Annotated in this window: 22 protein-coding genes; 8 read left to right on the top strand and 14 right to left on the bottom strand. The window is 72.1% G+C overall.

The genetic code is table 11. The annotated features are described in order from the left end of the window. On the top strand, positions 1-2,517 hold the full coding sequence (glgB, locus tag ACZ4WQ_RS20270) for a 1,4-alpha-glucan branching enzyme (protein ID WP_398371633.1): 2,517 nt from the start codon (positions 1-3) through the stop codon (positions 2,515-2,517). Positions 2,518-2,554: 37 nt separating this feature from the next. Here the strand turns inward: glgB and ACZ4WQ_RS20265 are convergent, their stop codons facing one another. Next, positions 2,555-3,805 carry a nucleotide disphospho-sugar-binding domain-containing protein gene (locus ACZ4WQ_RS20265; protein ID WP_398371631.1) on the bottom strand — a complete coding sequence of 417 codons (1,251 nt, stop codon included), beginning with the start codon at positions 3,803-3,805 and terminating at the stop codon, positions 2,555-2,557. A gap of 158 nt (positions 3,806-3,963) precedes the next feature. Here ACZ4WQ_RS20265 and ACZ4WQ_RS20260 point away from each other — a divergent pair, with 158 nt between their 5' ends. Further along, on the top strand, positions 3,964-4,608 hold the full coding sequence (locus ACZ4WQ_RS20260) for an antibiotic biosynthesis monooxygenase family protein (RefSeq protein ID WP_311727983.1): 645 nt from the start codon (positions 3,964-3,966) through the stop codon (positions 4,606-4,608). A 6-nt stretch (positions 4,609-4,614) separates the two neighbouring features. On the opposite strand, the gene ACZ4WQ_RS20255 is transcribed toward ACZ4WQ_RS20260, so the two are convergent. Continuing rightward, entirely contained in the window at positions 4,615-5,781 is a 1,167-nt protein-coding gene (locus ACZ4WQ_RS20255; protein WP_398371628.1) for a nucleotide disphospho-sugar-binding domain-containing protein, read from the bottom strand. Next, positions 5,769-7,016, bottom strand: a complete 1,248-nt coding sequence (locus ACZ4WQ_RS20250) for a nucleotide disphospho-sugar-binding domain-containing protein (protein ID WP_385338895.1) — start codon at positions 7,014-7,016, stop codon at positions 5,769-5,771. Before ACZ4WQ_RS20250 ends, ACZ4WQ_RS20255 begins: the two co-directional genes overlap by 13 nt. A 176-nt stretch (positions 7,017-7,192) precedes the next feature. Between ACZ4WQ_RS20250 and ACZ4WQ_RS20245 the strand changes: the two genes are divergently transcribed. The 3 genes from ACZ4WQ_RS20245 to ACZ4WQ_RS20235 all read left to right on the top strand — a co-directional run bounded on the left by ACZ4WQ_RS20245 (position 7,193) and on the right by ACZ4WQ_RS20235 (position 11,100). Then, entirely contained in the window at positions 7,193-8,446 is a 1,254-nt protein-coding gene (locus ACZ4WQ_RS20245) for a nucleotide disphospho-sugar-binding domain-containing protein (RefSeq protein ID WP_398371626.1), read from the top strand. Positions 8,447-8,453: 7 nt separating this feature from the next. Beyond that, positions 8,454-9,422 (top strand): NAD-dependent epimerase/dehydratase family protein, encoded by a 969-nt coding sequence (locus ACZ4WQ_RS20240; protein ID WP_398371624.1) that lies wholly within the window; start codon positions 8,454-8,456, stop codon positions 9,420-9,422. A gap of 220 nt (positions 9,423-9,642) precedes the next feature. Beyond that, the gene (locus tag ACZ4WQ_RS20235; protein ID WP_398371622.1) at positions 9,643-11,100 is read left to right on the top strand and encodes a glycoside hydrolase family 16 protein; all 1,458 of its coding nucleotides are present in this window, start codon (positions 9,643-9,645) and stop codon (positions 11,098-11,100) included. A gap of 137 nt (positions 11,101-11,237) precedes the next feature. Here the strand turns inward: ACZ4WQ_RS20235 and ACZ4WQ_RS20230 are convergent, their stop codons facing one another. The 8 genes from ACZ4WQ_RS20230 to ACZ4WQ_RS20195 all read right to left on the bottom strand — a co-directional run bounded on the left by ACZ4WQ_RS20230 (position 11,238) and on the right by ACZ4WQ_RS20195 (position 15,360). Then, positions 11,238-11,666, bottom strand: coding sequence for a hypothetical protein (locus ACZ4WQ_RS20230; RefSeq protein WP_385338907.1), 429 nt, complete (start codon positions 11,664-11,666; stop codon positions 11,238-11,240). A 70-nt stretch (positions 11,667-11,736) separates the two neighbouring features. Then, positions 11,737-11,865, bottom strand: a complete 129-nt coding sequence (locus ACZ4WQ_RS20225) for a hypothetical protein (RefSeq protein ID WP_385338910.1) — start codon at positions 11,863-11,865, stop codon at positions 11,737-11,739. A 135-nt stretch (positions 11,866-12,000) separates the two neighbouring features. Next, on the bottom strand, positions 12,001-12,420 hold the full coding sequence (locus tag ACZ4WQ_RS20220; protein WP_398371619.1) for a hypothetical protein: 420 nt from the start codon (positions 12,418-12,420) through the stop codon (positions 12,001-12,003). Between the two features lie 88 nt (positions 12,421-12,508). Then, positions 12,509-13,351, bottom strand: a complete 843-nt coding sequence (locus ACZ4WQ_RS20215) for a helix-turn-helix domain-containing protein (RefSeq protein WP_398371617.1) — start codon at positions 13,349-13,351, stop codon at positions 12,509-12,511. Next, entirely contained in the window at positions 13,348-13,887 is a 540-nt protein-coding gene (locus tag ACZ4WQ_RS20210; protein WP_398371615.1) for a DUF6879 family protein, read from the bottom strand. The genes ACZ4WQ_RS20215 and ACZ4WQ_RS20210 overlap by 4 nt, the downstream gene beginning before the upstream one ends. A gap of 5 nt (positions 13,888-13,892) precedes the next feature. Further along, positions 13,893-14,096, bottom strand: coding sequence for a hypothetical protein (locus ACZ4WQ_RS20205; protein ID WP_385338922.1), 204 nt, complete (start codon positions 14,094-14,096; stop codon positions 13,893-13,895). A gap of 130 nt (positions 14,097-14,226) precedes the next feature. Then, positions 14,227-14,460, bottom strand: coding sequence for a DUF397 domain-containing protein (locus ACZ4WQ_RS20200; protein ID WP_385338925.1), 234 nt, complete (start codon positions 14,458-14,460; stop codon positions 14,227-14,229). A gap of 12 nt (positions 14,461-14,472) precedes the next feature. Further along, positions 14,473-15,360 carry a helix-turn-helix domain-containing protein gene (locus tag ACZ4WQ_RS20195; protein WP_398371612.1) on the bottom strand — a complete coding sequence of 296 codons (888 nt, stop codon included), beginning with the start codon at positions 15,358-15,360 and terminating at the stop codon, positions 14,473-14,475. 120 nt (positions 15,361-15,480) lie between these two features. Between ACZ4WQ_RS20195 and ACZ4WQ_RS20190 the strand changes: the two genes are divergently transcribed. Further along, a complete protein-coding gene (locus ACZ4WQ_RS20190) occupies positions 15,481-15,795 on the top strand; it encodes a hypothetical protein (RefSeq protein WP_385338931.1) in 315 nt (104 codons plus the stop codon). Between the two features lie 248 nt (positions 15,796-16,043). Here ACZ4WQ_RS20190 and ACZ4WQ_RS20185 read toward each other — a convergent pair whose 3' ends face one another. Beyond that, positions 16,044-16,226 (bottom strand): hypothetical protein, encoded by a 183-nt coding sequence (locus ACZ4WQ_RS20185; protein WP_385338934.1) that lies wholly within the window; start codon positions 16,224-16,226, stop codon positions 16,044-16,046. 101 nt (positions 16,227-16,327) lie between these two features. Here ACZ4WQ_RS20185 and ACZ4WQ_RS20180 point away from each other — a divergent pair, with 101 nt between their 5' ends. Further along, positions 16,328-17,173, top strand: coding sequence for a hypothetical protein (locus ACZ4WQ_RS20180; protein ID WP_398371609.1), 846 nt, complete (start codon positions 16,328-16,330; stop codon positions 17,171-17,173). A 313-nt stretch (positions 17,174-17,486) separates the two neighbouring features. Here ACZ4WQ_RS20180 and ACZ4WQ_RS20175 read toward each other — a convergent pair whose 3' ends face one another. Further along, on the bottom strand, positions 17,487-20,441 hold the full coding sequence (locus ACZ4WQ_RS20175) for an AfsR/SARP family transcriptional regulator (protein WP_468022320.1): 2,955 nt from the start codon (positions 20,439-20,441) through the stop codon (positions 17,487-17,489). Between the two features lie 302 nt (positions 20,442-20,743). Between ACZ4WQ_RS20175 and ACZ4WQ_RS20170 the strand changes: the two genes are divergently transcribed. After that, positions 20,744-21,043 (top strand): hypothetical protein, encoded by a 300-nt coding sequence (locus ACZ4WQ_RS20170; protein WP_311727977.1) that lies wholly within the window; start codon positions 20,744-20,746, stop codon positions 21,041-21,043. A gap of 153 nt (positions 21,044-21,196) precedes the next feature. Here ACZ4WQ_RS20170 and ACZ4WQ_RS20165 read toward each other — a convergent pair whose 3' ends face one another. Then, positions 21,197-25,018 carry an NACHT and WD repeat domain-containing protein gene (locus ACZ4WQ_RS20165; RefSeq protein WP_468022319.1) on the bottom strand — a complete coding sequence of 1,274 codons (3,822 nt, stop codon included), beginning with the start codon at positions 25,016-25,018 and terminating at the stop codon, positions 21,197-21,199. Positions 25,019-25,067: the final 49 nt, after the last annotated feature.

The following is a 25,067-nucleotide window of genomic DNA, read 5'->3' as shown; positions in this document are numbered from 1 at the left end:
GTGACCGCACGTCCGCCCTCCGACCAGACCCCGCCCGACCAGCCTCCGCCCGACCCGTCCGCACCACTCCCGCCTGTCCCCGCCACCTTCCGCCCGGACGCCGCCCACCGCGCCGCCGCGCACGGCCCAGGAGACGGCCCCATGTCCCGCTCCTCGTACGCCGCCCCGCCCACCCCCCGGGCGCCCAGGCCCGACCCCGCCGACCCACCGGCCGCCGACCCGCCGCGCCCGCAGGCCACGCCCCGCCGCGAGGCCGCGCCGCCCTCCGGCGGAGGTGTGCGACCCGCGGCGCCGCTCGGGGACACCGACCGGCAGCGGCTGCTCTCCGGCTCCCACCACGACCCGCACGCCCTCCTCGGGGCCCACCCCGTGCGCGGCGGAATCCTCTTCCGCGCCCTGCGCCCGTACGCCCGGTCCGTGGCCGTCACCGCCACCGGGCTGAGCGCCCGGCTGCGGCCCGAGGGGGACGGGCTGTTCTCCGGGGTGATCCCGCTCCGGGAGATCCCCGACTACCGGCTGCTGGTCGACTACGAGAACGGAGAGGACAGGGGGTACGGGTACGGGGACAGGGGGTACGGGGACGGGGACAGGGACGGGCAGCACGACCCGTACCGCTTCCTCCCCGCCCTCGGCGAGCTCGATCTGCATCTGATCGGCGAGGGCCGTCACGAGGAGCTGTGGCGCGCGCTGGGCGCGCATCCGATGACGCACCAGGGCGTGGCCGGGACCCGGTTCACGGTGTGGGCGCCGGACGCGCGCGGCGTGCGCGTGGCCGGGGACTTCAACTACTGGGACGGCACCGCCTTCCCGATGCGCTCGCTCGGCGGCAGCGGCGTGTGGGAGCTGTTCCTGCCCGGCGTGGGCGAGGGCGCGGTGTACAAGTTCGACATCACCCGCCCGGACGGGAGCCACACCCAGCGGGCCGACCCCATGGCGCGCCGCACCGAGTGCCCGCCCGCCACCGCCTCGATCGTGCACACCTCCCACCACAAGTGGCGCGACGAGGAGTGGCTGGCGCGCCGGGCGGGCCAGCGCGTCCACGAGTCGCCGTTCTCGGTGTACGAGGTGCATCTGCCCTCGTGGCGGCCGGGCCTGAGCTACCGCCGGCTGGCCGAGCAGCTCCCCGCGTACGTCAAGGACCTCGGCTTCACGCATGTCGAGCTGATGCCGGTGGCCGAGCATCCCTTCGGCGGCTCGTGGGGCTACCAGGTCACCGGCTTCTACGCGCCCACCGCCCGGCTCGGCACCCCCGACGACTTCAAGTACCTGGTGGACGCCCTGCACCAGGCGGGCATCGGGGTGCTGGTCGACTGGGTGCCCGCGCACTTCCCCCGGGACGACTGGGCGCTGGCCGAGTTCGACGGCAGGCCGCTGTACGAGCCCGCCGACCCGGCCCGGGCCGCGCACCCGGACTGGGGCACGCTGGAGTTCGACTACGGCCGCACGGAGGTGCGCAACTTCCTGGTGGCGAACGCCGTGTACTGGTGCGAGGAGTTCCATGTGGACGGCCTGCGGGTGGACGCCGTGGCCTCCATGCTCTACCTCGACTACTCCCGCGAGCCGGGCCAGTGGACACCCAACGTCCACGGCGGCCGGGAGAACCTGGACGCGGTCGCCTTCCTCCAGGAGATGAACGCCACCGTCTACCGCCGCTGCCCCGGTGTGCTGACGATCGCCGAGGAGTCCACCGCCTGGGACGGCGTCACCCGGGCCACCCACCATATCGGCGCCAGCGGCTTCGGCGGCCTCGGCTTCGGGCTGAAGTGGAACATGGGGTGGATGCACGACTCGCTCGGCTACATCGGCCACGAGCCGGTGCACCGCAAGTACCACCACCACGAGATGACGTTCTCGATGGTGTACGCGTACAGCGAGAACTACGTGCTGCCCATCTCGCACGACGAGGTGGTGCACGGCAAGCGGTCGCTGGTGTCGAAGATGCCCGGCGACTGGTGGCAGCAGCGCGCCGACCACCGTGCGTACCTGGGCTTCATGTGGGCGCACCCGGGCAAGCAGCTCCTCTTCATGGGGCAGGAGTTCGCGCAGGGCGCGGAGTGGTCGGAGAGCCACGGCCCGGACTGGTGGCTGCTCGACCCCTCGTACGCCGCCGAGCCCGACCACCGCGGCGTACGCGACCTGGTGCGTGAGCTGAACCGGGCGTACCGGGCCACCCCCGCGCTGTGGCAGCGGGACACCGTCCCGGAGGGGTTCGCCTGGGTCGAGGGCGACGCGCGCGAGGACAATGTCTTCGCGTTCCTGCGCTTCGCCGCGGACGGTTCGCCGCTGCTGGCCATCAGCAACTTCTCGCCCGTCGTACGCCCCGACTACCGCGTCGGCGTGCCCGACCGGTTCCCCCTGTGGCGCGAGGTGCTGAACACCGACGACGCCCGCTACGGCGGCAGCGGTGTGGCCAACCCGGAACCGCTCAAGGCCGAGCCCACCGCCTCGCACGGGCGACCCGCAAGCATCCTGCCGGTGCTGCCGCCGCTGGCCACGGTCTGGCTGCGGCCCGCCTGACGTCGGCGCGGCGCTCCCTCAGGCCGCCGCCCCGCCCTCAGGCCGCCGCCGCCCGGCCCGGTTCCGCCGGTGTCGCCGACGCCGCCGCCTCCAGTACGGCCACCCGCTCGGCCGGGGACGGGACGCGGCACATGGCGGCGCTCAGCCGGGCGGCGGCCCGCGCATGGCGGGGGTCGTCCAGCAGCGCCTCCACGGCCTCGCCGATGACGGCCGGGTCGGCCTGCCGCTCCGGGGGCGGGAGCAGCCCGGCGCCGGCGTTCCGCAGCCGCTCGCCGATCTCGGCGGTGACCGGGATCCGCGGCAGCACCAGCTGCGGCACCCCGGCCGCCGCCGCGGTGAGGCCGGTGCCCGAGCCGCCGTGGTGGACGACGGCGGCGCAGGTGGGCAGCAGTTCCGACATGGGCACGCCGGCGGCCACCCGCACCCGGTCCGGCAGCCCGGCCAGCCGCCCGGCCTGAGCCGCGTCCACGGCCAGCACCACCTCCAGGCCCCGGCCGGCCAGCGCGTGCGCGGCGCCGGTCAGCAGGTCCGGGGGCGCGCCGGGGCCCGTCTTGGCCGCGGACACCCCCGCGGTGACGCACACCCGGGGCCGGGAGCGTTCCTCGACCACCCAACGGGGCACAACCCCGCGGCCGTTGCACGGGATGTAACGCACCCCGACGCGGTGCCGGGGCGGCCCGGGGTCGGGCAGCCGCAGCGCGGGCGGGCAGGGGTCGAACCAGGCGGTCGGCCCGTCGCGGGGCTCCACGTCCAGGTCGGTGAACAGCCGGGTGTAGCCGGGGAGCGGACGGGCCCCGAGGTCCTCGTTCTCCACCCGCATGACGGTCGCGGACCCCCAGGTGTGGCCGTAAGCCGGCACGCCGACCGCGGCAGCGGCCACCGTGCCCGCGTAGGCCAGCGTGTCGTGGACGACCACGTCCGGGCGCCAGTGGCGCGCGAAGGCGACGAGCTCGGCGCCCATCGCGCGGGCCACCGCGAACTGCTTGTCGGCCAGGGCGGCCAGCACCGCGCGCTGCCCGGCGTCCAGCAGCTCCGGGCGGGCCGCCCAGCCCTCGGGCCAGCGGCCCGGGGAGCGCCAGGGCGCCAGGTCGGCGCGGTTTCTGATCTGGTCCACGGCCACGTCCCGCCCGACCGGTACCGCGGTCAGACCGCTGCGGGTCACCGCCGCCGCGCACGGCGGCGGCGCGGCGATCCGTACCTCGTGCCCCGCGGCCTGGCAGGCCCAGGCGAGCGGGACGAGGCTGAGCAGATGGGTCGGTTCGGCCCAGGTCACGAAGAGCGCACGCATGGCGGCGAGGTTCGCGCCACACCCTCGTACGGTCCTTGTACGGCCCTCGGACAGCCCTCGCACCCTGGTCGAACGCGCCCCTCGACCACCCTGCGATCCATGGTCGAGAGCCCCCCGCGAGGCTGTGCCGCCCCTCAACGCGGGAGAGGAACAACGACATGAACGAGACCGCACCGGTCGTGGTGGTCGCCCACTTCGAACTCGCCGACGCGTGCGAGCAGAACGCCGACGCTTTCGAGAAGGCATTCGCCCAGTACTGGGACTACTGCGCCGACCAGGAGGGCTTTCTGCGCGCGCTGCTTCTGCGGTCGCCGGACAGCCTCGGCAGCCAGGTGATCCTCACCGAATGGCGCGACGCGCTCGCCTACAAGGCAGCGGTGTCCTCCCCGGCCTTCTATGTGTGCGCGGGCGCGGAACTGCTGGACCTCGCCGACCTCGACAACGACCACGGGAAGGTGCTGGCGGCTGCCGGCGGGGGTGGTCAGGACGGCGGCGGGGGCGGCCCGCGGTGCGTGCTGACGACGTACACCCTGCGCGAAGGCGCCGCCGCCGGGGAACTGGAGCGGGCACTGGGCGCGGAGCTCGGCGACGCGGCGCGGCAGCCCGGCTTCGGCCGCGGCTCGGTCATCGCCTCGGCGCGCCGCGCGGGCCGGTACACGACCGTCGTACGGACGGAGGACGCGGCCCGCGCGGTGGCCCGGCTCTCCGCGGCCCGGGCGGACGCGGACCACGAGACGCGGGTGTACGACGTCATCGCGCAGAGCCCCGCCCCGGCCGCGGAGAACGGGACCGCCGCCCGCTGAGCGCGGTCAGCCCACCAGCCGCTCCAGGTCGGTGACGATCTGGGGCGGTGCGGGCAGCCGCCGCATCTCGCGGCTCAGCTCAGCGGCGGCCTTGGCGTAGCCGGGCTCGTCCAGGAGGGCGGTCAGGGCCTCGCGCAGCCGCTCCGGGTCGTCCTGGGCCGCCGCGTCGTCGAAGGTGATGCCCGCGCCCGCGGCGGCGATCCGGTCGCCCGCGTCGAACATGTCGGTCAGCTGGGGCAGCACGAGCTGGGGCAGACCGAAGGCGGTCGCGGTCAGCGCGGTGCCCGCGCCGCCGTGGTGGACCATCGCGTCGCACGTGCGGAGGAACAGATGGAGCGGGGTGGGGTCGATCAGCCGCACATTGGACGGCACGGGACCGACGCGTTCGCGGTACGCCTCGTCGATGGTCGCGAGCGCCTCGACGTCCCCCAGTCCGTCGAAGGCCCGCAGCAGCCGCCGCACATGCGGGATGCCGCCCAGCTCCAGCGTGCGCACCCCCAGGGACACGGCCACCCGCCGCTTCCCCGGACTCCGCCGGTCCGCGCGCAGCCAGGACGGCACCGGGCCGCTGCCGTTGGACGGGATGTAGCGCACCGGGGTGCCCGGCAGCGCGTCCGGGAGCTGAAGCACCGGCGGGCACGGGTCGAGCAGCACCGCCGGATCGGGCAGGCCCTCGAGCCCCAGGCGGCGGCACACGCCCTGGAGGGCGAGCCGGGCCGCGGGGTACGCGCCGGCCGTGTACGGGTCGACGCCCCAGCGGTGCTGCACCGCCGGTACGCCCAGCACCCCGGCCACGATCGGCGCGCCGAACTCCAGCATGTCGGAGACGACGAGGTCGGGGCGGAACACGCGGGCGAAGTCGAGGTAGTCCGGCAGCACATACCGGGTGTGCGACATCCACACCCGCGTGGATCCCACCACCTCCTCGGGCGTGGGGCGGCCGCGCGTCTCGATCAGCCGCTTCCCTTCCGGGAGCGTGGCCCGCAGAATCTCGTCGGCGTGGAACCACTCGCCCATGGTCACGGTGGACAGCCCGGCCGAGCGGACCGTTCCCGTCACATCCGGCTGCCCGGCGAACAGCACCTCGTGGCCCGCCGAGCGCAGCGCCCAGGCCAGCGGCACCAGGGGCTGGGCATGGGTCGATACGGGCGTGGACAGCATCAGGACACGCATCCGGACTCCTCCGTCCTCTCGGACTCATCGATCCCTGCCGACCCCGCTGCCCCCACCGACCCCGCTGCCCCCACCGACCCCGCGACGAGCTGTTCGAGGTCCGCGGCGACGCGCGCGGGCGAGGGCATCCGCCGCACCACCGAAGCCAGTTCGGCGGCGGCCGCGCGGTAGCCGTCCTCCGCGAGCAGCGCGCCGAGCGCCTCGCGTACCCGCCGCGGGTCGTCCTGGTCCGCCGCGCGCTCGATGCCGATCCCCGCGCCGACGGCGGCCACCGCGTCGCCCGCGGCGAACTGGTCCATGATCTGCGGCAGTACGAGCTGCGGCAGGCCCGCGGCGGTGGCGGTCATCGCGGTGCCGCAGCCCCCGTGGTGGACGATCGCGTCGCAGGTGTCCAGGAACAGGCTCAGCGGCGTCGGATCGACGACACGTACCGCGTCCGGCAGGTCGCCGAGGCGCGGCTGAAGGCTCGGGTCGACGGTCACCACGGCCTCCGTGTCCGGCAGCCCGTCGAAGGCCGCCAGCACGTGGCGCAGCAGCGGCATCCCGTTCAGCAGCAGCGTCTGCTGCCCGAAGGTGACGCACACCCGGCGCGCCGCGCGCCGCCGGCGTACCCACTCGGGCCTGGTGCCCCGGCCGTTGAAGGGCACGAAGCGGATGGGGGTGCCGGGCGCGGCGTCCGGGACCTGGAGCACCGGCGGACACGGGTCGAGGACGAGCGTGGGCTCCGGCAACCCGTCAAGCCCCAGCCTGCGGCACAGCCCGTCGAGGAACACCTCCGCTATCGGCCGGGCCGGGCCGCTGAGCGGGTCCACGCCCCAGCGGTGCCGTACGGAGGGCACTCCGAGCACCCCGGCCACCACGGGCGCGGCGAAGTCGAGCTGCTCCCCGACGACCAGGTCCGGCCGCCAGTCGCGGGCCACCTCCAGATAGGCGGGGATCAGATAGCGGGCGTGGACGGCGACCGCCTTGGCGTTGCCCGCCAGGGCCATCCGGTTGTCCCGCCCCAGGGCCTGAAGCGGCCGGACCCCGGGCGGCAGATAGGGCTCCAGCCAGTCGTTGTGGTGGAACCAGCCGCCCACGCACACGCTGTCGAGCCCGGCCGCGTGCGCCATGTCCTGGACGTCGGGCTGCCCGGCCACCAGCACCTCGTGGCCCGCGGCCCGCAGCGCCCAGGCGAGCGGCACCATCGGGGGCAGGTGGGTGGGCATGGGCGTGGTCATCATCAGTACACGCATGGCCGGGAGTGTGCGCACCGGGCGTCGAGCCGGTCTCGCGGGCGGCTCGACGCCCGCTCGGCTCCGATCCGCGATGGCCCACCGGGGGACGCGGCGGCCCCGCCACCCTCCTTCGAGGGGCGCTCGACCGCGCCCCTGAATGCTCCTCGCGGAGCGAAGAGGAAGGAACCCCGCTGATGCGCGTGCTGTTCACCGTGTCCGACTGGCCCAGCCACTGGTTCTCGATGGTGCCGCTCGGCTGGGCGCTACAGGCTGCCGGCCACGAGGTACGAGTCGTCTGCCCGCCCGCCCAGGCCGAGCCGCTCTCCCGGGCCGGGCTGATGCCGGTCCCCGTCCTGGAGAAGGAGTGCGGCGACATCCTGGCGCGGATCGGCAACTTCTCCGACGCGCAGCTGGGCCGCTGGCCCTTCGCCGAGCTGCCGCCGCACCCGGTCACGGGCGAGCCCATCACCTCGTTGGACGCGTTCGAACCGGTCACCTGGCTCGGCGAGAACCGGAAGCAACTGGCCGCCGCCTCGCGCCGCAGCACCGACGCCGCCGTGGAATTCGCCCGCTGGTGGCGACCGCGGCTCGTGGTGCACGACCTGCTGAGCCTGGAAGGGCCGCTCACCGGAAAGGTGCTCGGCGTGCCCTCGCTGCTCCATCTGTGGGGGCCGTTCGCCCAGCACGACGGGGATCTGGGACCGGGGCTCCTCCCCATCGACTTCAGCCGCGCGTTCCGCCGCCATGGTCTGACCGCGCTGCTGCCCGACACCTACGAGCACGTCATCGACCCCTGCCCGGTGAGCGTGGCACCGCCGCTCGGCGCGGCCCGGCGGCATCCGGTGCGCCATGTGCCGTACAACGGTCCCGGGGTCATGCCGACATGGCTGCCGACACTGCCGACACCCGGCGAGCGGCCCCGGGTGTGTGTGGTGTGGAGTACGGCGGTGACCGGGATGTTCGGGCCGTCCACCTTCCCGGTGCCGAGGGTGGTCGAGGCGCTGGCGGCCCTGGACGTGGAGGTGCTCATCACCGTCACCGGCTCCGATCGGGAACGCATCGGCGAACTCCCGCCCGGGATGCGGCTGCTGGAGCTGACCCCGCTCCAGTTGCTGCTGCCCGCCTGCGATCTGGTGATCCACCATGGCGGGGGCGGCTGCGCCATGACCGCGCTCGCCGCCGGCATCCCTCAGCTGATGCTGTCCAACGGCTGGGACCAGGGCACCATCGCCAACCGGATCGCGGCCTCGGGAGCCGGCCTGGCGATGCCCAACGCGGCCGCGGACCCGGCGGCGATCCGCGCCGCCGCCACCGCACTGCTGGGCGACGGCACGCACCGGGCGACGGCGAAGCGGCTGCGGCAGGAGATGGAGTCGCAGCCCGACCCCGCCGAGCTGGTGACGTCCCTGTGCGAACTCGCCGAGGGCGCCGCCCTCGCGGCGCGCTGAGCCGGTCGTGACCCCGCGTCTGACGGTCGTGGTGCTGGGCGGCACCGGCTTCCTCGGCCGGCATATCCGCGAGGCGTTCGAGACGGCCGGCGCGCATGTGCTCGGCGTCTCCAGGAGCGCCCCCGTACGGCTCGAACTGACCCGGGCGTCCACGGACCGGCTGCGCGGCCTGTTCGCGGAGGCGGACGCGGACGTCGTCGTGAACGCCACGGGCCTGATCTGGGGCGCGGACGAGGCCGAGCTGACGGCGGTGAACGCGACCTCGGTCGCCCGGCTGGTCGAAGCGGTCGCGGGCCTGAACCGGAGGGTCCGCCTCGTCCATCTGGGCAGCGTCCACGAGTACGGCCCGGTGCCGCCCGGCACCGGGATCACCGAGGACGTCCCGCAGGAACCCGCCACCGTCTACGGCCGCTCCAAGCTGCTCGGCAGCCGCGCGGTGCTGGACGCGGCGCACGCCGGGGCGGTGGACGGCACGGTGCTGCGGATCGCCAACGTCTACGGGCCCGGCGCCCCGCGCGCCAGTGTGCTGGGCGGCGTCGCCCACCATCTGGCCGCCATCGCGCGCGGGCGGAAGACGGGTGGCGGGCCGGGCGGCAGGCCGGGCGACGCGCCGGACGGCGGGCCTGTCGCTCCGCTGCGGCTGGCCCCGATGGACGTACGGCGGGACTTCGTGGACGTGCGGGACGTCGCCGAAGCGGTGCTGGCGGCCGCGCCGGCGCCGTCGGTCAGCGGTCAGGCCGTCAACATCGGCCGTGGCCAGGCGGTCGGCGTCCGCCGGCTCGTCGATCGCATGATCGCGCTCAGCGGGCTCGCCGTCCCGGTGGTCGAGGAACCGCGCGATGACGCGCGCCGGCCGGAGGCCGAGTGGCAGCGGATGGACATCTCCAGGGCGCGGCGGCTGCTGGACTGGCAGCCACGGCGCGGTGTGGACGAGTCACTGCGCGACCAGCTCGCGGCCCAACTCGCGGGCGTGTGAGCGCGCGGAGGCACACGGAGGGTTGAGATACGCGGGCGCGGCCTCACCAAGGCGTGCCGCCATCAAGGCGCGCCTTCACCAAGTAAACGCGCGCGTGGCATTGACGACCTCACCGTGTGCACCTACATAAGCGTGAGAGCGCTCTCATCCCCGCGACACCCCCCAGTACCCCCCAGCACCCCCCAGCACCCCCCACGGAGCTTCCTGGAGGTCGTTCCCCGTGAGCACACGCACGAGCACCAGACCCAGGGCACCCCTCACCGCCGCGCTGGCCGTCGCCGCACTCGCGCTGGCCGCCCTCGCCACGCTGTTCGGCACCTCGCCCGCGCGGGGCGACGTGCCGCCCGCCGCCGGCTGGAACCTGCAATGGAGCGATGACTTCAACGGCTCCGCGAACACGCTGCCGTCCTCCGCCAACTGGCAGATAGACACCGGCCACTCCTACCCCGGCGGCCCGGGCAACTGGGGCACCGGCGAGATCCAGAACTACACCGACTCCACCAGCAACCTCAGCCTCGACGGCAGCGGCAACCTCCGCATCACCCCGCTCCGCGACGGCGCGGGCAACTGGACCTCGTCCCGCGTCGAGACCAAGCGCGCCGACTTCAAGGCCCCGGCGGGCGGCGTGCTGCGCATCGAGGGCCGCATCCAGATGCCCAACGTCACCGGCAACGCCGCGCTCGGGTACTGGCCCGCGTTCTGGGCGCTCGGCAGTCCGTACCGGGGCAACTACTGGAACTGGCCCGGCATCGGCGAGTTCGACATCATGGAGAACGTCAACGGCATCAACTCCGTCTGGGGAGTGCTCCACTGCGGCGTCAACCCGGGCGGGCCCTGCAACGAGACCACCGGCGTCGGCGCCAGCCGCGCCTGCCCCGGCGCGAGCTGCCAGTCCGCCTTCCACACGTACCGCTTCGAGTGGGACCGCTCCACCACACCCAACCAACTGCGCTGGTACGTGGACGACCAGCAGTTCCACAGCGTCAGCCAGAACAGCGTCGACGCCGCCACCTGGTCGAACATGACCGACCACGCCGGCTACTTCATCCTGCTGAACGTCGCGGTCGGCGGTGCCTTCCCCGACGGCGTCCACGGCTCGGCCACCCCCACCGCCGCCACCGACCCCGGCCACCCCATGCTCGTCGACTACGTCGCGGTCTGGACCCGCGGCGGCGGCACCACCGACCCGCCCACCGACCCGCCCACCGGCTCCGCCACCCGCTACCTGGGCAGCGGCGGGGCGCTCGGCGCCGCGTCCTCCTCCGCGTCCGCCGCGACCATCGCCTCGGCGGGCGGCGCCAACCACGACGGCACGCCCAACCAGCCCCAGACCTTCACCGCCTCCGGGCTGAACGCCACCTACAACGGCGGCGCCACGCAGTTCGACCTGTTCGTGGACGCGGGCACCACTGTGGCCAACGGCCAGCAGGTCCGTATCTCCTACGACCTCACCGGCGACGGCAGCTGGGACCGCACCGAGACCTACCAGTACTTCGCCACCGACCCCGTCGCGGGCTACGAGCACTACACCCAGGCCCGCGGGCTGAAGTCCGCCACCGGCTCGCTCGGAAACCTGGCCAACGGGAAGGTACGGGTCGAGGTCTGGAACGCCATCGGCAACGGCAGCAGCACCCTGGGGACGGGCAACCAGTCGTACGTCCGGATCCCGTTCGGCTGAGTTCCGCTCGACTGAGCGGAAGGCGGCATCGACAGGGGTACGACATGCGACCTCGCCGGGACGGCTCCAGCCCGTCCCGGCGGTCGCCGATCCCACCTGGCCGCGCGCACTGGGTACAGAACAGCCAGCGGCGCCCCTCACCGCTGTGGGCATCCGAACTCCGGCCGGAATCGGTGGGAACCGCAGGCGATCAGGCTGATGGACAGGAACCGCGCACCCGTGAGATACCAGCCCCCAACGGCGTCCTCCCCGTTCGCCACGTCCTCGGCCACCCGAGCGAAGCGATCCGCCAGGGTCGACGCCGCCCGTTCATACTCCGAGGTGAACGACGGCGTGTGCCCGCGCACCACGTCCGCGAACCAGTCGGCGGCGTCCTGAGGGCTGCTCCACGTGCCTTGGATGAGCGCGGCCGGTTTCAGCAGCCAGTGTGCCCGCTCCAGCGGCACGACCTTGTTCGACATGAACTCGGGGTGCGACGGGCGTCGCGGCCCGTCCTTCATCAGCTCGAACCCGGAGCCGAGCCACATGTATCCGTGGTGGTGATCGGCTGTGCTGTGCGACGTCATCGCTCTCCCTCGTGGACCGGGACGGCCCTCGGACGAGGACCGCCCCATCGGCTGTGTGCGGCCGGCCGAATCAGTGCCGACCGCACCCGTCGCCGGAGCCGCAGCCGCCTGGCTGCGGGGGTGTGGTGTCGTCGGAGTCGGGCATGGTGTCTCCGTCCTCCGGGTCCTGGTGGGCGGAGAGTGCGAGAGGACCAGGCATGGGTAACCTCCTCATGCGGGTGTGCTGACGCCAGGGCCTTCCTCGCGTCGTCGTGCGCTTGCGGCCCGCCTCGGCCGTTCAGGCTGTCCAGGTCCTTTGGCCGGGGCGGGGCTTCATCCCGTAGTGCCGGGACGTCTACGGCGCCACTCGGGCTTCTGAGAGCGCGCGGCGCAGCGCGGCGGGCGGTACGAGTGGGAGCGGGCGGGTGCGGCTTGGCGGTGTGATCCAGTGGACGCCGGCGTTGTCCGCGTCGAGCGTTCCGGTGACCGTGACATAGCAGCTCTCGCCGAGGGCGCTGGTGTCAGGCTCGGTCCAGCACCGTGCCGTGTGCGCGGGCACCAGGAAGTGGACGCGGGGCTTCGGGCCGAGTGGGTCGCAGAGGACCGGGCCGGGGCATCCCGCGTCGCGCAAGCGGTCGGCGACGGCGTGTCCGAGGGGGCCGTCGATAGCGACGGCGTCCCACCAACGCCCGGCCGGGACGGCGTCGATGACGCCGTGGTCCGGTAGCCATGGTGGCCTTGGGTTGCGAGGCGTGATGACGGCGCTTGGGCTCATGAGCAGGACCGTAGGGACAGCGGTTGCTCAGGAGCGCGCCGATTGCACTGGATTGCGTCGGGATGGACCCCGAGTTGCGAGGGGTTGTCTACACGTCCTTCAGCGCGGCCCGCGCTCGAGCGATAAGACGGTGCACTTGGGCCCCGTACACGGCGGACTCGTTCAACCGTTCCCAGACTCGCGTGTACAAGGCGACGTCCGCAGATGACTCAAGGTGCAGCTCGGTGTTGATCGTCTCAACGATTACACGCTTATCGTCGAAGATCCAGAAACCGTGCTTGGGTGTGAGTTTGAGCGCCGCCCCGAGCGGAATGACGCCGAAGTAAACTCCGCTCATGCCGATCAGGCCGACAAGTCGGTCAAGCTGGGCCGCCATGACGTCTCGGGGACAGATCAGGGTGTGCAACACGCCTTCCCAGACGATGACATCGAAGGTCTTGCCCGGCTGGTACAGCACTTCCTGCCGTTTCATCCGGGCCCGTACGGCCTCGTCGGTATCGCGCGGCGACTGCATCAGTTCGGCATTCTGCGTGAACAGGGAGCGAGCATAGTCCGGCACCTGGAACAGCCCCGGGATCACGGTGGCCTCATAGGCCCGCACGGACGCGGTCCGGTGGTACTCAACAACGTACTTCTCCTGCACGCCGCGATGCCCTGCCGCGAGCTGTCGCCGCCATGACCGCTGCTGTGATTCAAGCCCGCGCAGCCTCGCCTTGAGGTCTGCGGCCTCGCTCGGAGCCCCGACCGCCCGGGCCCATGCCTCAAGGTCTTCGGCAGTTGTTGTCTGCTTGCCGTTCTCCAGCCGCGACACCTTCGAGCGCTGCCAGCCGAGTCGGCTCGCTATCTCCTTGCCGTTGAGTCCGGCCTCGGTGCGCAGCTCACGCAGCCGCGCACCGAGGGCGATACGGCCGGCCTGGAAATCGGTGCTCACATGGCTGACGGTACCTGGGCCTGGAACTCTCTCGTAGCCACCGCATAGTGCCAGGCGGCATCGCGAGCCTGGCACGCCCTGACAACCGATTCAGCATCCTCCAGGACGAGCACGCCTTGCGTGACGCCCTCGCCGTCGATCACGAACTTGATGACGACGCGAGAATCGAACAGCCAGAAGTCGTAGTCGGGCAGACCGCTGCGCCGCGCATCCGACCTGCGCAGATTCCGGATGTCCTCTCCGGCTTCCACGTTCCCGAGTCCGGACGCGAGCAGGAAGCGTTGCCCCTCCGTGGGCGGGTCGTCGACCAGCCGAACCCGCTCGAAGCGCTTGCCCGCACCGGTCTGGGCCCGAACATTGGCGTGCCAGGGGTGCTGGGGTTCATAGCGCCCGATGGCTTCGCCCGCCTTCCAGCGTTGCCAATTCGCGCCTTGGCTGTCGGAGGCGTAGCCGCGCTGCGTCTCCAGCCGCCAGGCGGTGTGCTCGAAGTCCTCGAAGAGGTGGGTGATCTCCTCGAAGGGGATGAGGTCGGGCACGCGATCTACTCCTTGGGGGCGTAACGGGTGAGAAGTTCACGAGGCACGACGACGCATGCTTCGGAGCCCTTGAGGTTCCGCACCTGGCCGAGGTGGGCCGGGTCGGTGAGGAGGTCTCCCTGCACGACGAGATCTCCGGTTTCTTCGAGCTCGTACAGCGTGGGGCAGTTGCCGTGTTCGGACGTGGTACCAAGGAACCTGAGCGCCATGGGCGTCGCCTTCCTGCTGGAAGTTGATCAGGCCAGCAGGATGTCGCGGATGGCCGCATCACGCTGGGCGATTGCGCGGGATTGCGAATGTCATTCACCCGCGAGTGTTGCGCCACTCCCTCTCGGCGAGTCACACCAGGTCGTCGAACTCCCCGGCCTTGACGCCCTTGAGCCACGCGTCCATCTCCGAGCGCGTGAAGAAGACGATGCCCGCCTCGGGGGTCTTGCTGTTGCGCACGGCTATTCGGCCGTCGGCCAGCGGCGCGACCTCGACGCATTCGGGGGCATCCTGCGTGCCTCCGGAGAAGCTGCTCTTGCGCCAGTGGGCGTGTGCCAGGTCCGTTTGAGTCGTCGAGTGATCCACTTCGCCCTCTCCCTACAGGAAACGCTCGGCCGCCTCGGCGATAACCTCAAGGGATTCCGCCTGCGACAGAGCCGCTCCGGCCAGCATGCCAAACCTCATGGTCAGAGTCCGCACTCGTGCCCGGTCTTCGATGTACGCGGTACCGGCCGGCCCTTCGGCGTATCCGATATCCGGAGTGGGTTCCGGCAGGCTGAGAATCGAAAACGGCCCTTCCAGGCCGGGGCTTCCGCCGCCGTCATGGGGCAGCACTTGAATGGTGACGTTCTCGCGCTCAGACACATCGAGCAGCTTGCGCATCTGGTCACGCATCACAGCCTTGCGGCCCACAACACGGTGCAGGATGGTCCCGTCGAGGATGAAATGGAACTGTGGCGCGTTCTCCTTGGCGATGATCTGCTGCCGGACCATCCGGGCGGCCACCCGGCGCTCCACCTCGACGGGCGAGAACATCCACGGGTTGACCGCGTCGATCACAGCGCGGGTGTACTCGCCGGTCTGCAACAGCCCTGGTACCAGTTGACTCTGGAAGTCCCTGCGGGCCATCAGTCCGGATTCGAGGCTGAGGAGCGGCCTGAGGCTGGCCGGGACCTCGTCATTGCTGAACCCGGCCCACCAGCCCGGCTCGCTCGCGGCAGTGGCCAGCCGCATCAGCGACTCCAGCTTCTTCTTGTCGGAGATGCAGTAAGCCGCGAAGATCTGCTCCACCTCACGCGGTTTGATGTTGTGCTCGCGGATCTCGACTCGCGAGAGCTTTGAGCGCGACCAGCGTCCGTCCCCTGCCCGCAGCCGCTCGACCGCCTGTTCCTGGGTGAGTCCGGCCTGCTCCCGCAACTCCTTCAATGCGGCGGCGAGTTGCCATCGCAGAACGATGGATCCGCCGCCTTCGACGCCTTGGCTCACAGCGCCCTCCCTGCCCCATCGTGGTGAAATCTGGGATTCCCACTTGCATTGCCGAGCAGGCTACTTCACGCTCTCGGTTACGCACAACGTTCGCCCGAATACTCTGCGTTGGGAGTCATCATGCCTGCCCAGAACGATTACGCCCGCACCCCCGAGCCGTCCCCCTTCGACAAGGAGGTCTGCGAACTGGTCAACGACACCGCGCCCCGCCCGTTCGCCGTCGTCCAGCAGTACGGCCAGGAGGAAGACGCGAGGGTCGCCGCCTGGGGCATGGCATTCGACGACCATTCGGAAGTCACCAGCGTCGAGGGCACCCTGCGGATCAGCACCACCTCGGCCGAGCGCGCCGCGCGGCGGTTCGACCGTAAGCCCCATGTGTCGGCCCGACTGGTGTGGCTCACCCTGACCGGGACTGCCACGTTCGCCCCGCAGTAACCAAGGCAGGTCCGCAGGGTCTTCGTTCGGCGACCCATCTTTGTTCCACGCGCTGGAACGGGTCGCCGAACAATCGCACCGCCGCTGTACTCACTTCCGTACGGCCGAGCAAAGGCGGAAGGAGGACAACATGAAACAGCGGTTGTTGCGGGCGCTCTCCATCGCGCTCATCGCGTGCGGTCTCGTCACCGCGTCCGGCATCACGGCGACGACGGCGAGCGCCGCCCCCGTCTCCAGGTGCTGCTAGTTCACCCGAGCCGGCCGAGTTCCTCGCGGACCCGGCCGGCGTCCGGGTGGCCGAGGGTGTCGAACATGGTCAGGGCCTGCCGCCAGGTGTCCCGGGCGCCGCCCGACGTCGTCGGCGGCCAGCTGGGCGCCGCCCAAGCGGTACATGGTCTCGGCCGCAACAGGTCTTCAGACGGCTCCGGCATGCGAAGGCCGCTTCGACGACCCAGCGGTGGACACCCAGGCCGGAGCCTCCAAAGAACCCAGGGCGGTTCATGCACTCACCGGACCGGTACGGTCCCAAGCTGTGCCTATCACCGAACAGTTCCTGACGCAGCTACGCGCCCGCGCGGTGGCGGGCAACCCAGCCGCCGCACGTGAGCTCGGACGCCTGCTCAACCTGCCGCCGGGCGACCCAGCGGACATGGAGGCGGCCGATCTCCCTGGCGAACGACCTGGCTGGCCCGGTGAGCCGTGGTTGCGTGCGGCGCTCACGGCCCGTGCCGACGACACCGCCGCAGCCCTGCTACTCGCTGGTCAGCTCCTGCGGCAGATACACGAGGACAACATGCTGGGACCGAGCGACATCGCCGGCCTGGCGAAGTCCCGCAGGACCAACCAGAGGAGAATGCAGGAGACCGACGAGCTCTACTCGCAAGTGCGGCGGTCGGATCCGGGCAACGAAACGGCCAAGGTGGGTCTCCACGTGCTCACCAAACTGCGAGAGGGAAAGTGGCTGGATCCTGTTGACGACTCTTCGGTTTCCGCCTACAGCTTCTACCTCCTGACCATGGAGATCTACTCAGGCTCGGCTGGCTCGGTTTTTCGATGGGCGGTACCCGACCTCGACGAGCTGCGCTGGGCCTTCGATGTCGTGACGCCCCTCATACAGGATTATCTCTTCCTTGACGGTGGTAAGAGGCCGTCCGCCGAGCTGACTCTTTCCACAGTCGACGCCGGGCGGGTGGTCCACTCGATCGACCTAGGTAGATGCGTTGTCCATGACGAGGAGGTCGGCCTCGACCGCTTGAGCTGGGACGACCTTGACGTGCCGCTGCTGCGGGGCGAGCCGTTGCCGGTTGGGCACATAGTGGCGGTGATCGACCAGGACTATCCGATCCACTACGGCTTCTCCGTCCACCACGACATCTGAATCAGAGCGCGCCGCGCGGCGGTTCGACCGTAAGCCCCATGTATCGGCCCCACTGGTGTAGCTCGTCCTGGCCGGGACCGCCACGTTCGCCCCGTAGGGCTTTGTTCCGCGCGGTGGAACGGGTCGCCGAACAATCGCACCGCCGCTGTACTCGCTTCCGTACGGCCAAGCAAAGGCGGAAGTCACGAGGACAACATGAAACAGCGGCTGTTGCGGGCGCTCTCCATCGCGCTCATCGCGTGCGGTCTCGTCGCCGCGTCCGGCATCACGGCGGCAACGGCGAGCGCCGCCCCGGTCTCCAGGTGCTGCTAGTTCACCCGAGCCGGCCGAGTTCCTCGCGGACCCGGTCGGCGTCGGGGTGGCCGAGCGCGTCGAACATGGTCAGCGCCTCCTGCCAGGTGTCCCGGGCGCCGGGGACGTCCCCCGCGGCCAGCTGGGCGCTGCCCAGGCGGTACGTGGTCTCGGCCGCCCTGACCCGCTCGCCGCGCTCGCGGCGCAGCTCCACGGCGTTCCGGAAGCAGACGATGGCCTGCTCGTGGTCGCCGAGGCGGTGGTGGGCGTAGCCGAGGCTGTCCCAGGCGGCCGAGGCGCCCCGCCCGTCGTGCGCCTCCCGCAGCATCCGCAGGGCCTTCTCGCAGTGGATCAGGGTCTGCTGGTACTGGCCGACCATGGCGTACGCCCAGCCGACGTTGTTCAGCGCGTACGCCTCCCCGCTGCGCTGGCCGACCTCCCGGTACAGCTCGAGGGTGCGCTGCGCGTGGTACAGCCCCTCCTCGTGGCGGCCCTGCCGCTCGCCCGCCAGGTTGAGCGCGACATGGATGAGCGCCTGACCGGCCGCGTTGTCGGTCCTGCCGTGCAGGTCCAGGGCGCACATCAGGTGGTCGCGGGCCCGGTCGTAGCGGGCCATGCGCAGATCGGCGAGGCCGAGGCCGTGGTGGGCGTGCGCCTGCCCGGTCAGGTTGTCCGTACGCTGCGCCGCGTCGAGCGCCACGGTGTGCACGACGCCCTGGTCGTGCCAGTGTCCGAGCTGGTCCAGGAACTCGGCGAGCGACCAGGCCAGCTGCCAGGCGTGGGGCTCGAATCCGCTCTCCGCGGCCTGCTGCTGCGCGGCGACCAGCACCGGATGCCCGACGGTGAACCAGGTCAGCGCCTCGCCGTAGTCCGCGAACGGCTCGGTGCTGACGCCGGGCTGCGCGGCGGGGAGGGTGAGCGGCGTGCGCTGCGGGGTGAACACACGCCCGGCGGCGACGGCGGTGTGGAGGTAGTGGTCGAGCGTCCGGTGCAGCGCGGCGCGCCGGTCGGCCTCGGAGTCGTACGCCTCGGCCAGCTCGGTGGCGTAGGCGCGCAGCAGGTCGTGCAGCGCGTACTGGCCCGGGCTGCGCTCGGTGAGCAGGTGGGCCCGGGTCAGCTGGATCAGCAGCCGCCGGGCCTGGGGCACGGGCAGCGCCACCAGGCTGGCCGCGGCGACGGCCGAGATGTCCGGTCCCGGGTGCACGCCCAGCAGCCGGAACAGCCGCGCGGCGTCGGTGCCGAGGGTGTGGTACGACCACGAGAACACCGCCCGGACGTCGGTGGTGGCGTCACCGCCGTCGAACGCGTCCAGGCTGCCGCGGGCGTCGTGCAACTCGCGGGCGAGGGCGGCGAGGGAGAAGCGGGGGTGGGTGGCGGCGCGGGCGGCGACGATGGCCAGCGCGAGGGGCAGCCCCGCGCACACCGTGATGACGTCCTCCACCGCCTCCGGCTCGGCCGCCACCCGCTCGGCGCCCAGCCGGCGGGCGAGCAGCCCGCGCGCCTCGGCGCGGTCGAGCAGATCCAGCGGCAGCGGCTGGGCCTGCTCGGCGACGACCAGCCCGGTGAGCTCGTTACGGCTGGTCAGCAGCACCAGACAGCCCGGCGATCCGGGCAACAGGGGACGGACCTGATCAGCGTCGCGGGCGTTGTCGAGCAGGATCAGCACCCGTCTGCCGGTTAACAGACTGCGGTACAGGGCGGTCTGGGCCTCGACGGTCGCCGGTATCCGGTGCGCGGGCACCTGGAAGGCGTCCAGGAAGCCGCGCACCGCCTCGGAGGGTGTCATCGCCGAGCCGGTGGGGCCGAAGCCGCGGAGGTTCACATACAGCTGCCCGTCGGGGAAGCGGCCGCGGACCCGGTGGGCCCAGTGCACGGCGAGCGTGGTCTTGCCGAGGCCGCCGCTGCCCGCGATCACGGAGATCAGCGCCGCGGTGCGCGCCTGCCCGTCCCGGGCCCCGAGGGCCGGCCGCAGCAGCGCGTCCAGACCGGCCAGCTCCCGCTCCCGGCCCGTGAAGTGGACGACGTCGGCGGGGAGTTGCTGCGGCACCGCGACCTCGGCGGGCGGGGAGGACGGCTGTGGCGACGGCTGGGGCTGCGCGGGCGAGGGGTCCTCCGGGGCGGAGGCCAACCGGTCCGCGTCGGCCTGTTCGAGAATGGTGGGCGGGACGGGTGGGGCAGGCGGCACCGGCGAGGCAGGCTGGACCGGCTGTTCGGGCGACGCGGCCTGGGCAGGTGGCGCGGCCGGGGCATCCAGCACCCGCCGGTGCAGCCGCTGGAGGTCGTCCCCCGGCTCGATGCCCAGCTCGTCGACGTACCGCTGCCGCGTACCGCGGAAGAGCGCGAGCGCGTCGGCCCGCCGGCCGCTCCGGTTCAGCGCCTCCATCAGCAGCCCCACCGACCGCTCCCGCAACGGGTGCTCCGCCACCAGAGGGGACAGCACGGCGACCGCCTCCTGGTGGCGCCCCGAGCGCAGATCGATCGCGGCGCACTCCTCCATCGCGGCACGCCGCTCCTCCTCGAGGCCCGCCCCGACGGTCTCGGTCAGCCAGCCGCCCGTGACATCCGCGAGCGCGGGGCCGCGCCACAGCTGGAGCGCCGCGCGCAGCAGTTCACCGGCCGGGCCGTCGCCGACCGTCCGGGCCTCGCGCACCAGTTCCCGGAACCGGTGCAGATCCACCCGCACATGGTCGACGGCGAGACAGTAGCCCTGGGCGGAGGTGGTCAGCTCGGTGTCGGGCAGCGGGGCCAGGATCCTGCGGAGCTTGGATATCTGGACCTGTACGGCGTTGCGCGCCGACCCCGGCGGGTCCTCGCCCCATACGGCCATGACCAGCCGGTCCACCGGGACCACGCGCCCGGGCTCCAGCAGCAACATCGCGAGGACGGAACGCTGTTGGGCGGCGGTGGGGCCGAGACCCAGCTCGCCCCGCCATATCCCGACCGGGCCCAGCAGACGAAACTCGGTCCCGTGGTGCACGCGCTTCCCCCGTCGGTACCTGAGATTCCCTGCGGCCATCTCGCAGCCTACCCACAGCCACAGGTCAACGCCGCATCAGCGGGAGATCAGCCGCCCGTTGCACTCTACGGGCAATGAGGGCGCCGCGGCGCACCCACGCTCACGTCCGGCGCAGACCCCGCTGGATGGGGAGCCCGCGGTAACGGGGAGCCCTCTCGACCCATACACACGGGGGCGGCATGGGGGGCTTGACTCGCGTATCGACCGCCAGACCGGCCGAACAGGCCAGACCGCGCCGGACGAGTGGCCGATACCACCGGGCCTTGGCCGCCGGACTCCTCGCGGTCGGCTTCCTCGGGGCGGCCGGCTACAAGGCCGAGGCGGCCAGAAGCGCGCCAACAGGCGGCGCAACGGCGAAAGGGCAGCTCATGACGGCTACGGGACAGACTCGCATCACTCCTCGGATAGGCGACCTCGTGTACGACATCGAGCGCGAGGCCATGGGCCGCGTCGCCTACATCGACACCGGCGGGAACGTCGCCTGGGTCAAGCCCCAGGACGACGGCCCCGAATGGACCGCGCTTCCGGAACAGCTGCGGCCGATCATCGACGGCGAACGCTGAGCCGCCCTCCTCGAGCCCTGCTTGCAGCAAGCGCTTAACTCCCGCTGATGTCCGGCTGATGTCGGCCAGGTGACGTAAGCGCCCATGTTCGCCCGCGTCTTCCACGGGGGGAGGCGCGGGACTCTCGGCTGACAGCCCGCCGGTACCGCTCGCTCAGCACACCTCGCGGTACGGCACTTCCGGGATGTACGTCTTCCAGTCGGAGCGGGAGAGCCCGCCGCCGGCGCGTCGGCAGACGTCGGCGGTGACGCGCTCCGGGTCGACGGCGAACTTCTGGAGCGGCACGTGTTCGCCCGCGACCAGCAGGGTCCTGCCGTCATTGGTGAAGGAGATGGCCTGGACGGGGTCACTCGCTGTGGGCAGTGCGGCCCCCAGCGGGCGGCTGGACGCGACGTCCCACAGCCGCACGGTGCCGTACTCACCCGCCACCGCCAGGATCCGCCCGTCGGGCGAGTAGGCCAGCGCGCTCACAGGCTCCGCCGGGGCTCCCTCCGCGACCGCGAAGTTCTCGGAGATGACGGCTGTCCGACGCTCGGCGCCGCCGTTCCAGACACTCACCTGGCCTGTGAAATCGCCTGTCGCCAACCGGTCGCCAGCAGGGCTGTAGGCGAGCTGGACTTCCTCGCCCAAGTCACTGCCGGCCTCGCGGAGCGACGGCAGGGCGAACCCCCCGCCGAACGCGGTGGCCAGCATCTTCCCGTCGGGCCGTACCGCCAGGGTGCCGGGCATGGCCCCCGTCGCCGAGTACCAACCGCCGGTCTCACGCGCCTTCGACGCCCTTTCCAGCTTCGCGCTCCGCACGCCCCAGCGTTCCATGACCGTAGGATCCTGCCGAACGGCATACAGCGACTCCCCATCCGAGGCCAGCGCGATCGCGTCGGCGCCCTGTTTGCGGGCACCCTTGGGCGCGATGACGAGGGCCGTCCTCTTACGTTCCCGTCCCGCGTCGCCCACGTCCCAGATGGTGATCCGTTCCGGGACCGCCAGTCCCTCCCCATTGCCGTTCCGTACGCTGACGCCATAGGCGAAGGTCCGACCGTCGCCGCTGAAGGCCATGAGCACGACGCATGACACCTCGTCCATCACCACCCCGCGCTGGCCGGTCAGACAGTCGGCGGGCGGCAGGGTCACCACGGCGGGCCGCCCGCCGTCGGTGCGCCTGAGCTCGAATCGCTCGTACCTTCCCGTGGTGCGGGCGGTGGCGACCAGCCGTCCGTCAGGGCTGAACCCAGCCATCGTCGTCTGCCTCCGGCCGACCGGCTCGAAAACGTGATCCACCGCGATCGTCCTCACCGCCCCGCTGCTCTTGAGGTAGCGGATCACCCCCTGATCCGCGTCCACCCGCAGCATGTCGGGGCTACCGTCCGTCAGGGGGTACCGGTAGACGGGCTCATCGGGTGAGGCGACCCGCCACACCAGGATTTCCCGCTCGTCGGACGTGACCAGGAACCGTCCGTCTCGGCTGAACTCGGCATTCCCGTAGCCTTGGTGTTCGATAGCGGGCAGCTCCTTCCCGGACCGCAGATCCCATCTCCGCACGGAGTTATCGTCGTCGACGACGAGGCTGCGGCTGTCGGGCGTGAACCCGAACTCCTGAGTCTCGGTGGTGCCGTCCTTATAGAGAGGGCCGCAGGCCAGGCGCGACACGGCGGCCGAGGGAAACGTACGCAGCCTGCGGCTGCGGGGCACATCCCACACCTGGAGAGACCGGTCCGCCGCGCAGAACGCGAAGAACCGGTCGTCGGCGCTGACACTCGGCTCGTCGACCTCTTCTCCACCGACCTGCTTGAACACGAAGCGCCGCTGCCGCAGGTCCCATAGCCCCACCGCACTGTCGCCCGCCAGCACGACGGTGCGTCCGCTGGGGCCGTACTCGGCGGTTGAATAATCGAGGTCCCCCACGGGCGGGCCGAGCGGCTTCCCGGTGGCGAGGTCCCGCACCCGCCAGCCATCGTTCTCGGATACCAGGGCCCGCCGCCCCGTCGGATCGAGGCTGACTATCGGCATCTCCACCGGCACCCGCAGCGACCCGATCGCCTTGTGGGAGACGACATCCCACGCGGTGAGCCTGCCGTCGGCGCTGCCTACCATCGTCCGGCCGTCAGCACTCAGCTGATTGTCGCCGTCGAAGTTGGTCGAGGGCGGGGTGAAGGAGTCCCGCTCGGGCCGGGTCATCGCCCCCATCAGCGCCGCCTTGGCCTCCGCCGTGTGGCTGATTCGCCACGACGCCAAGCTCAGCCGCATGGCCGCCACCGGATCCGAGTACCGCATGTTCCCGTCCGCGACGGCCGCGATCCGTCGGGACACGGCCTCCTCCCGCCGCTGCTCCCCCGCCCGGTTCTGCTGCCACGCCACCGCCCCCGCCACGAGCGCCAGCACCACCAGCACCGCCACGGCACCCACGAACGTACGCACCCGTCGGCGCTCCCGCGTGCCCGCGGCCCGGCTGGCGGCCAGGAAGTCGCACTCGGCGGGGGTGAGTTCGGCCGAGCTGTCGGGCTCTTCGAACGCCTCCCGCGCCTCCACCAGCCGCGCGCCCCGGTAGAGCGCGCCGGGATCCCGTCCCAGCTCCTCCCAGGTGCGGGCGGCCTCGGTCAGCTTGCGGTGGGTACGCAGCCGTTGGCGGTCCTCGTCGATCCAGCCGCGCAGCCGGGGCCAGGCCGTGATCAGGGCCTCGTGGGCGAGGTCGACCGTGCCCTCGTCGAGGGTGACCAGGCGCGCCCGTACGAGGCGTTCCAGTACGAGAGCTGTATCGCCGGAGCCGGAGGCAGAGCCGGAGCCGGGGGGTGTGTCGGGACCCAGCCCCAGCTCCTCCCGGTCCACCGGGCGCCGGGTGTCCTGGGCCCCCTCCCCCGGGGTGATCAGCCGGAGCATGATCCGCCGGGCGGCCTCCGCCTGCTCCTCACTGAGCTCCCCGTACACCCGCTCGGCGGTCAGGGCGATCGCCCCGTGGACGCCGCCCGCCGCCTCGTACGACTCCACGGTCAGCGCCCGGCTTCGGCGGCGGCGCCAGGTCTCCAGCAGGGCGTGGGACATCAGAGGCAGGCCGCCGGGTTCGTCGACGACCTCCTCCACGATCCTGGCGGTCAGCGTCCGCTCGACGATCAGCCCGTCCGCCGCGGCCGGCTTGACGATCGCCTCTCGCAGCTCCGCCCGCCCCATCGGCCCGACCAGCAGGGTGGCGCCGCGCAGCGCGGCCGTCAGCTCCCGGTGTTCGGCGCAGCGGCCGAGGAAGTCGGCCCGTACGCCGATGACCACGCGCAGCCGACTGCCCTCGTCCCGGGCGGACAGCAGCCGTTCGATGAATCCGGCGCGCTCAGCCGGGTCCTGGCAGAGGGTGAAGACCTCCTCGAACTGGTCGACCACCAGCCAGGTGTCCCCGTCTCCGCCCTTCGGCGCGAGCGCGTCGGCGTGGGTGCGCAGCGGGCGGTCGCCCGGGGTGAGGACGCGGATCACGGACGGGCGCGGCAGCGGCTCCGCCGCGCCGTCGCGCAGGGCCGGGATAAGACCTGCTCGCAGCAGCGAGGACTTCCCGCTGCCCGAGGGGCCGAAGACGGCAGCGAACCTGCTCTCTCTCACCAGCTCCAGCAGATCCGCGACGAGTTGGTCCCGGCCGAAGAACCGCTCGTGGTCGCCCGGCTCGAAGCGGGCCAGTCCGCGGTAGGGCGGGGTGGCGTCGTCGTCCTCGCGGGGGAGGCCGGTCGCCTCCTCCGCCGCCTCGCGCCAGCGCGCCTCCCAGGCGGCCCGGTCGGCCCCGTCCCCGCCGCACGCCTCCACGTACGCGAGCGTGACCGGCAGCGAGGGGAGTTGCTCTCCCGCGGCGGCCCGGGACAGCGTGGTGAGCGAGTACGGAACCCGATGCGCCATCGCCCGGTAGGTCGGTCCGCCCGCCTCGCTCCTCAGCTTGCGCAGTTCGTACGCGAATCGCTCGACCGGACCCGCGCTCGGATCCAGCGGACTCTCCCGGCGGCCCATGTCCGATCCCCCCACCTCGACGGCCTGGTCCGGCCCAGACGGTACTCCC

This window comes from Streptomyces sp. NPDC028305, from assembly GCF_055569495.1.
This window is presented reverse-complemented; position numbering and strand designations above follow the sequence as displayed.

Excerpts from the sequence above, each read along its gene's own strand:
- ACZ4WQ_RS20265 (WP_398371631.1), bottom strand. The coding sequence starts at position 3,805 with ATGCGTGCGCTCTTCGTGACCTGGGCCGAACCGACCCATCTGCTCAGC.
- ACZ4WQ_RS20260 (WP_311727983.1), top strand. The coding sequence starts at position 3,964 with ATGAACGAGACCGCACCGGTCGTGGTGGTCGCCCACTTCGAACTCGCC.
- ACZ4WQ_RS20255 (WP_398371628.1), bottom strand. The coding sequence starts at position 5,781 with ATGCGTGTCCTGATGCTGTCCACGCCCGTATCGACCCATGCCCAGCCC.
- ACZ4WQ_RS20250 (WP_385338895.1), bottom strand. The coding sequence starts at position 7,016 with ATGCGTGTACTGATGATGACCACGCCCATGCCCACCCACCTGCCCCCG.
- ACZ4WQ_RS20245 (WP_398371626.1), top strand. The coding sequence starts at position 7,193 with ATGCGCGTGCTGTTCACCGTGTCCGACTGGCCCAGCCACTGGTTCTCG.
- ACZ4WQ_RS20230 (WP_385338907.1), bottom strand. The coding sequence starts at position 11,666 with ATGACGTCGCACAGCACAGCCGATCACCACCACGGATACATGTGGCTC.
- ACZ4WQ_RS20225 (WP_385338910.1), bottom strand. The coding sequence starts at position 11,865 with ATGCCTGGTCCTCTCGCACTCTCCGCCCACCAGGACCCGGAGGACGGA.
- ACZ4WQ_RS20220 (WP_398371619.1), bottom strand. The coding sequence starts at position 12,420 with ATGAGCCCAAGCGCCGTCATCACGCCTCGCAACCCAAGGCCACCATGG.
- ACZ4WQ_RS20205 (WP_385338922.1), bottom strand. The coding sequence starts at position 14,096 with ATGGCGCTCAGGTTCCTTGGTACCACGTCCGAACACGGCAACTGCCCC.
- ACZ4WQ_RS20190 (WP_385338931.1), top strand. The coding sequence starts at position 15,481 with ATGCCTGCCCAGAACGATTACGCCCGCACCCCCGAGCCGTCCCCCTTC.
- ACZ4WQ_RS20185 (WP_385338934.1), bottom strand. The coding sequence starts at position 16,226 with ATGCCGGAGCCGTCTGAAGACCTGTTGCGGCCGAGACCATGTACCGCT.
- ACZ4WQ_RS20165 (WP_468022319.1), bottom strand. The coding sequence starts at position 25,018 with ATGGGCCGCCGGGAGAGTCCGCTGGATCCGAGCGCGGGTCCGGTCGAG.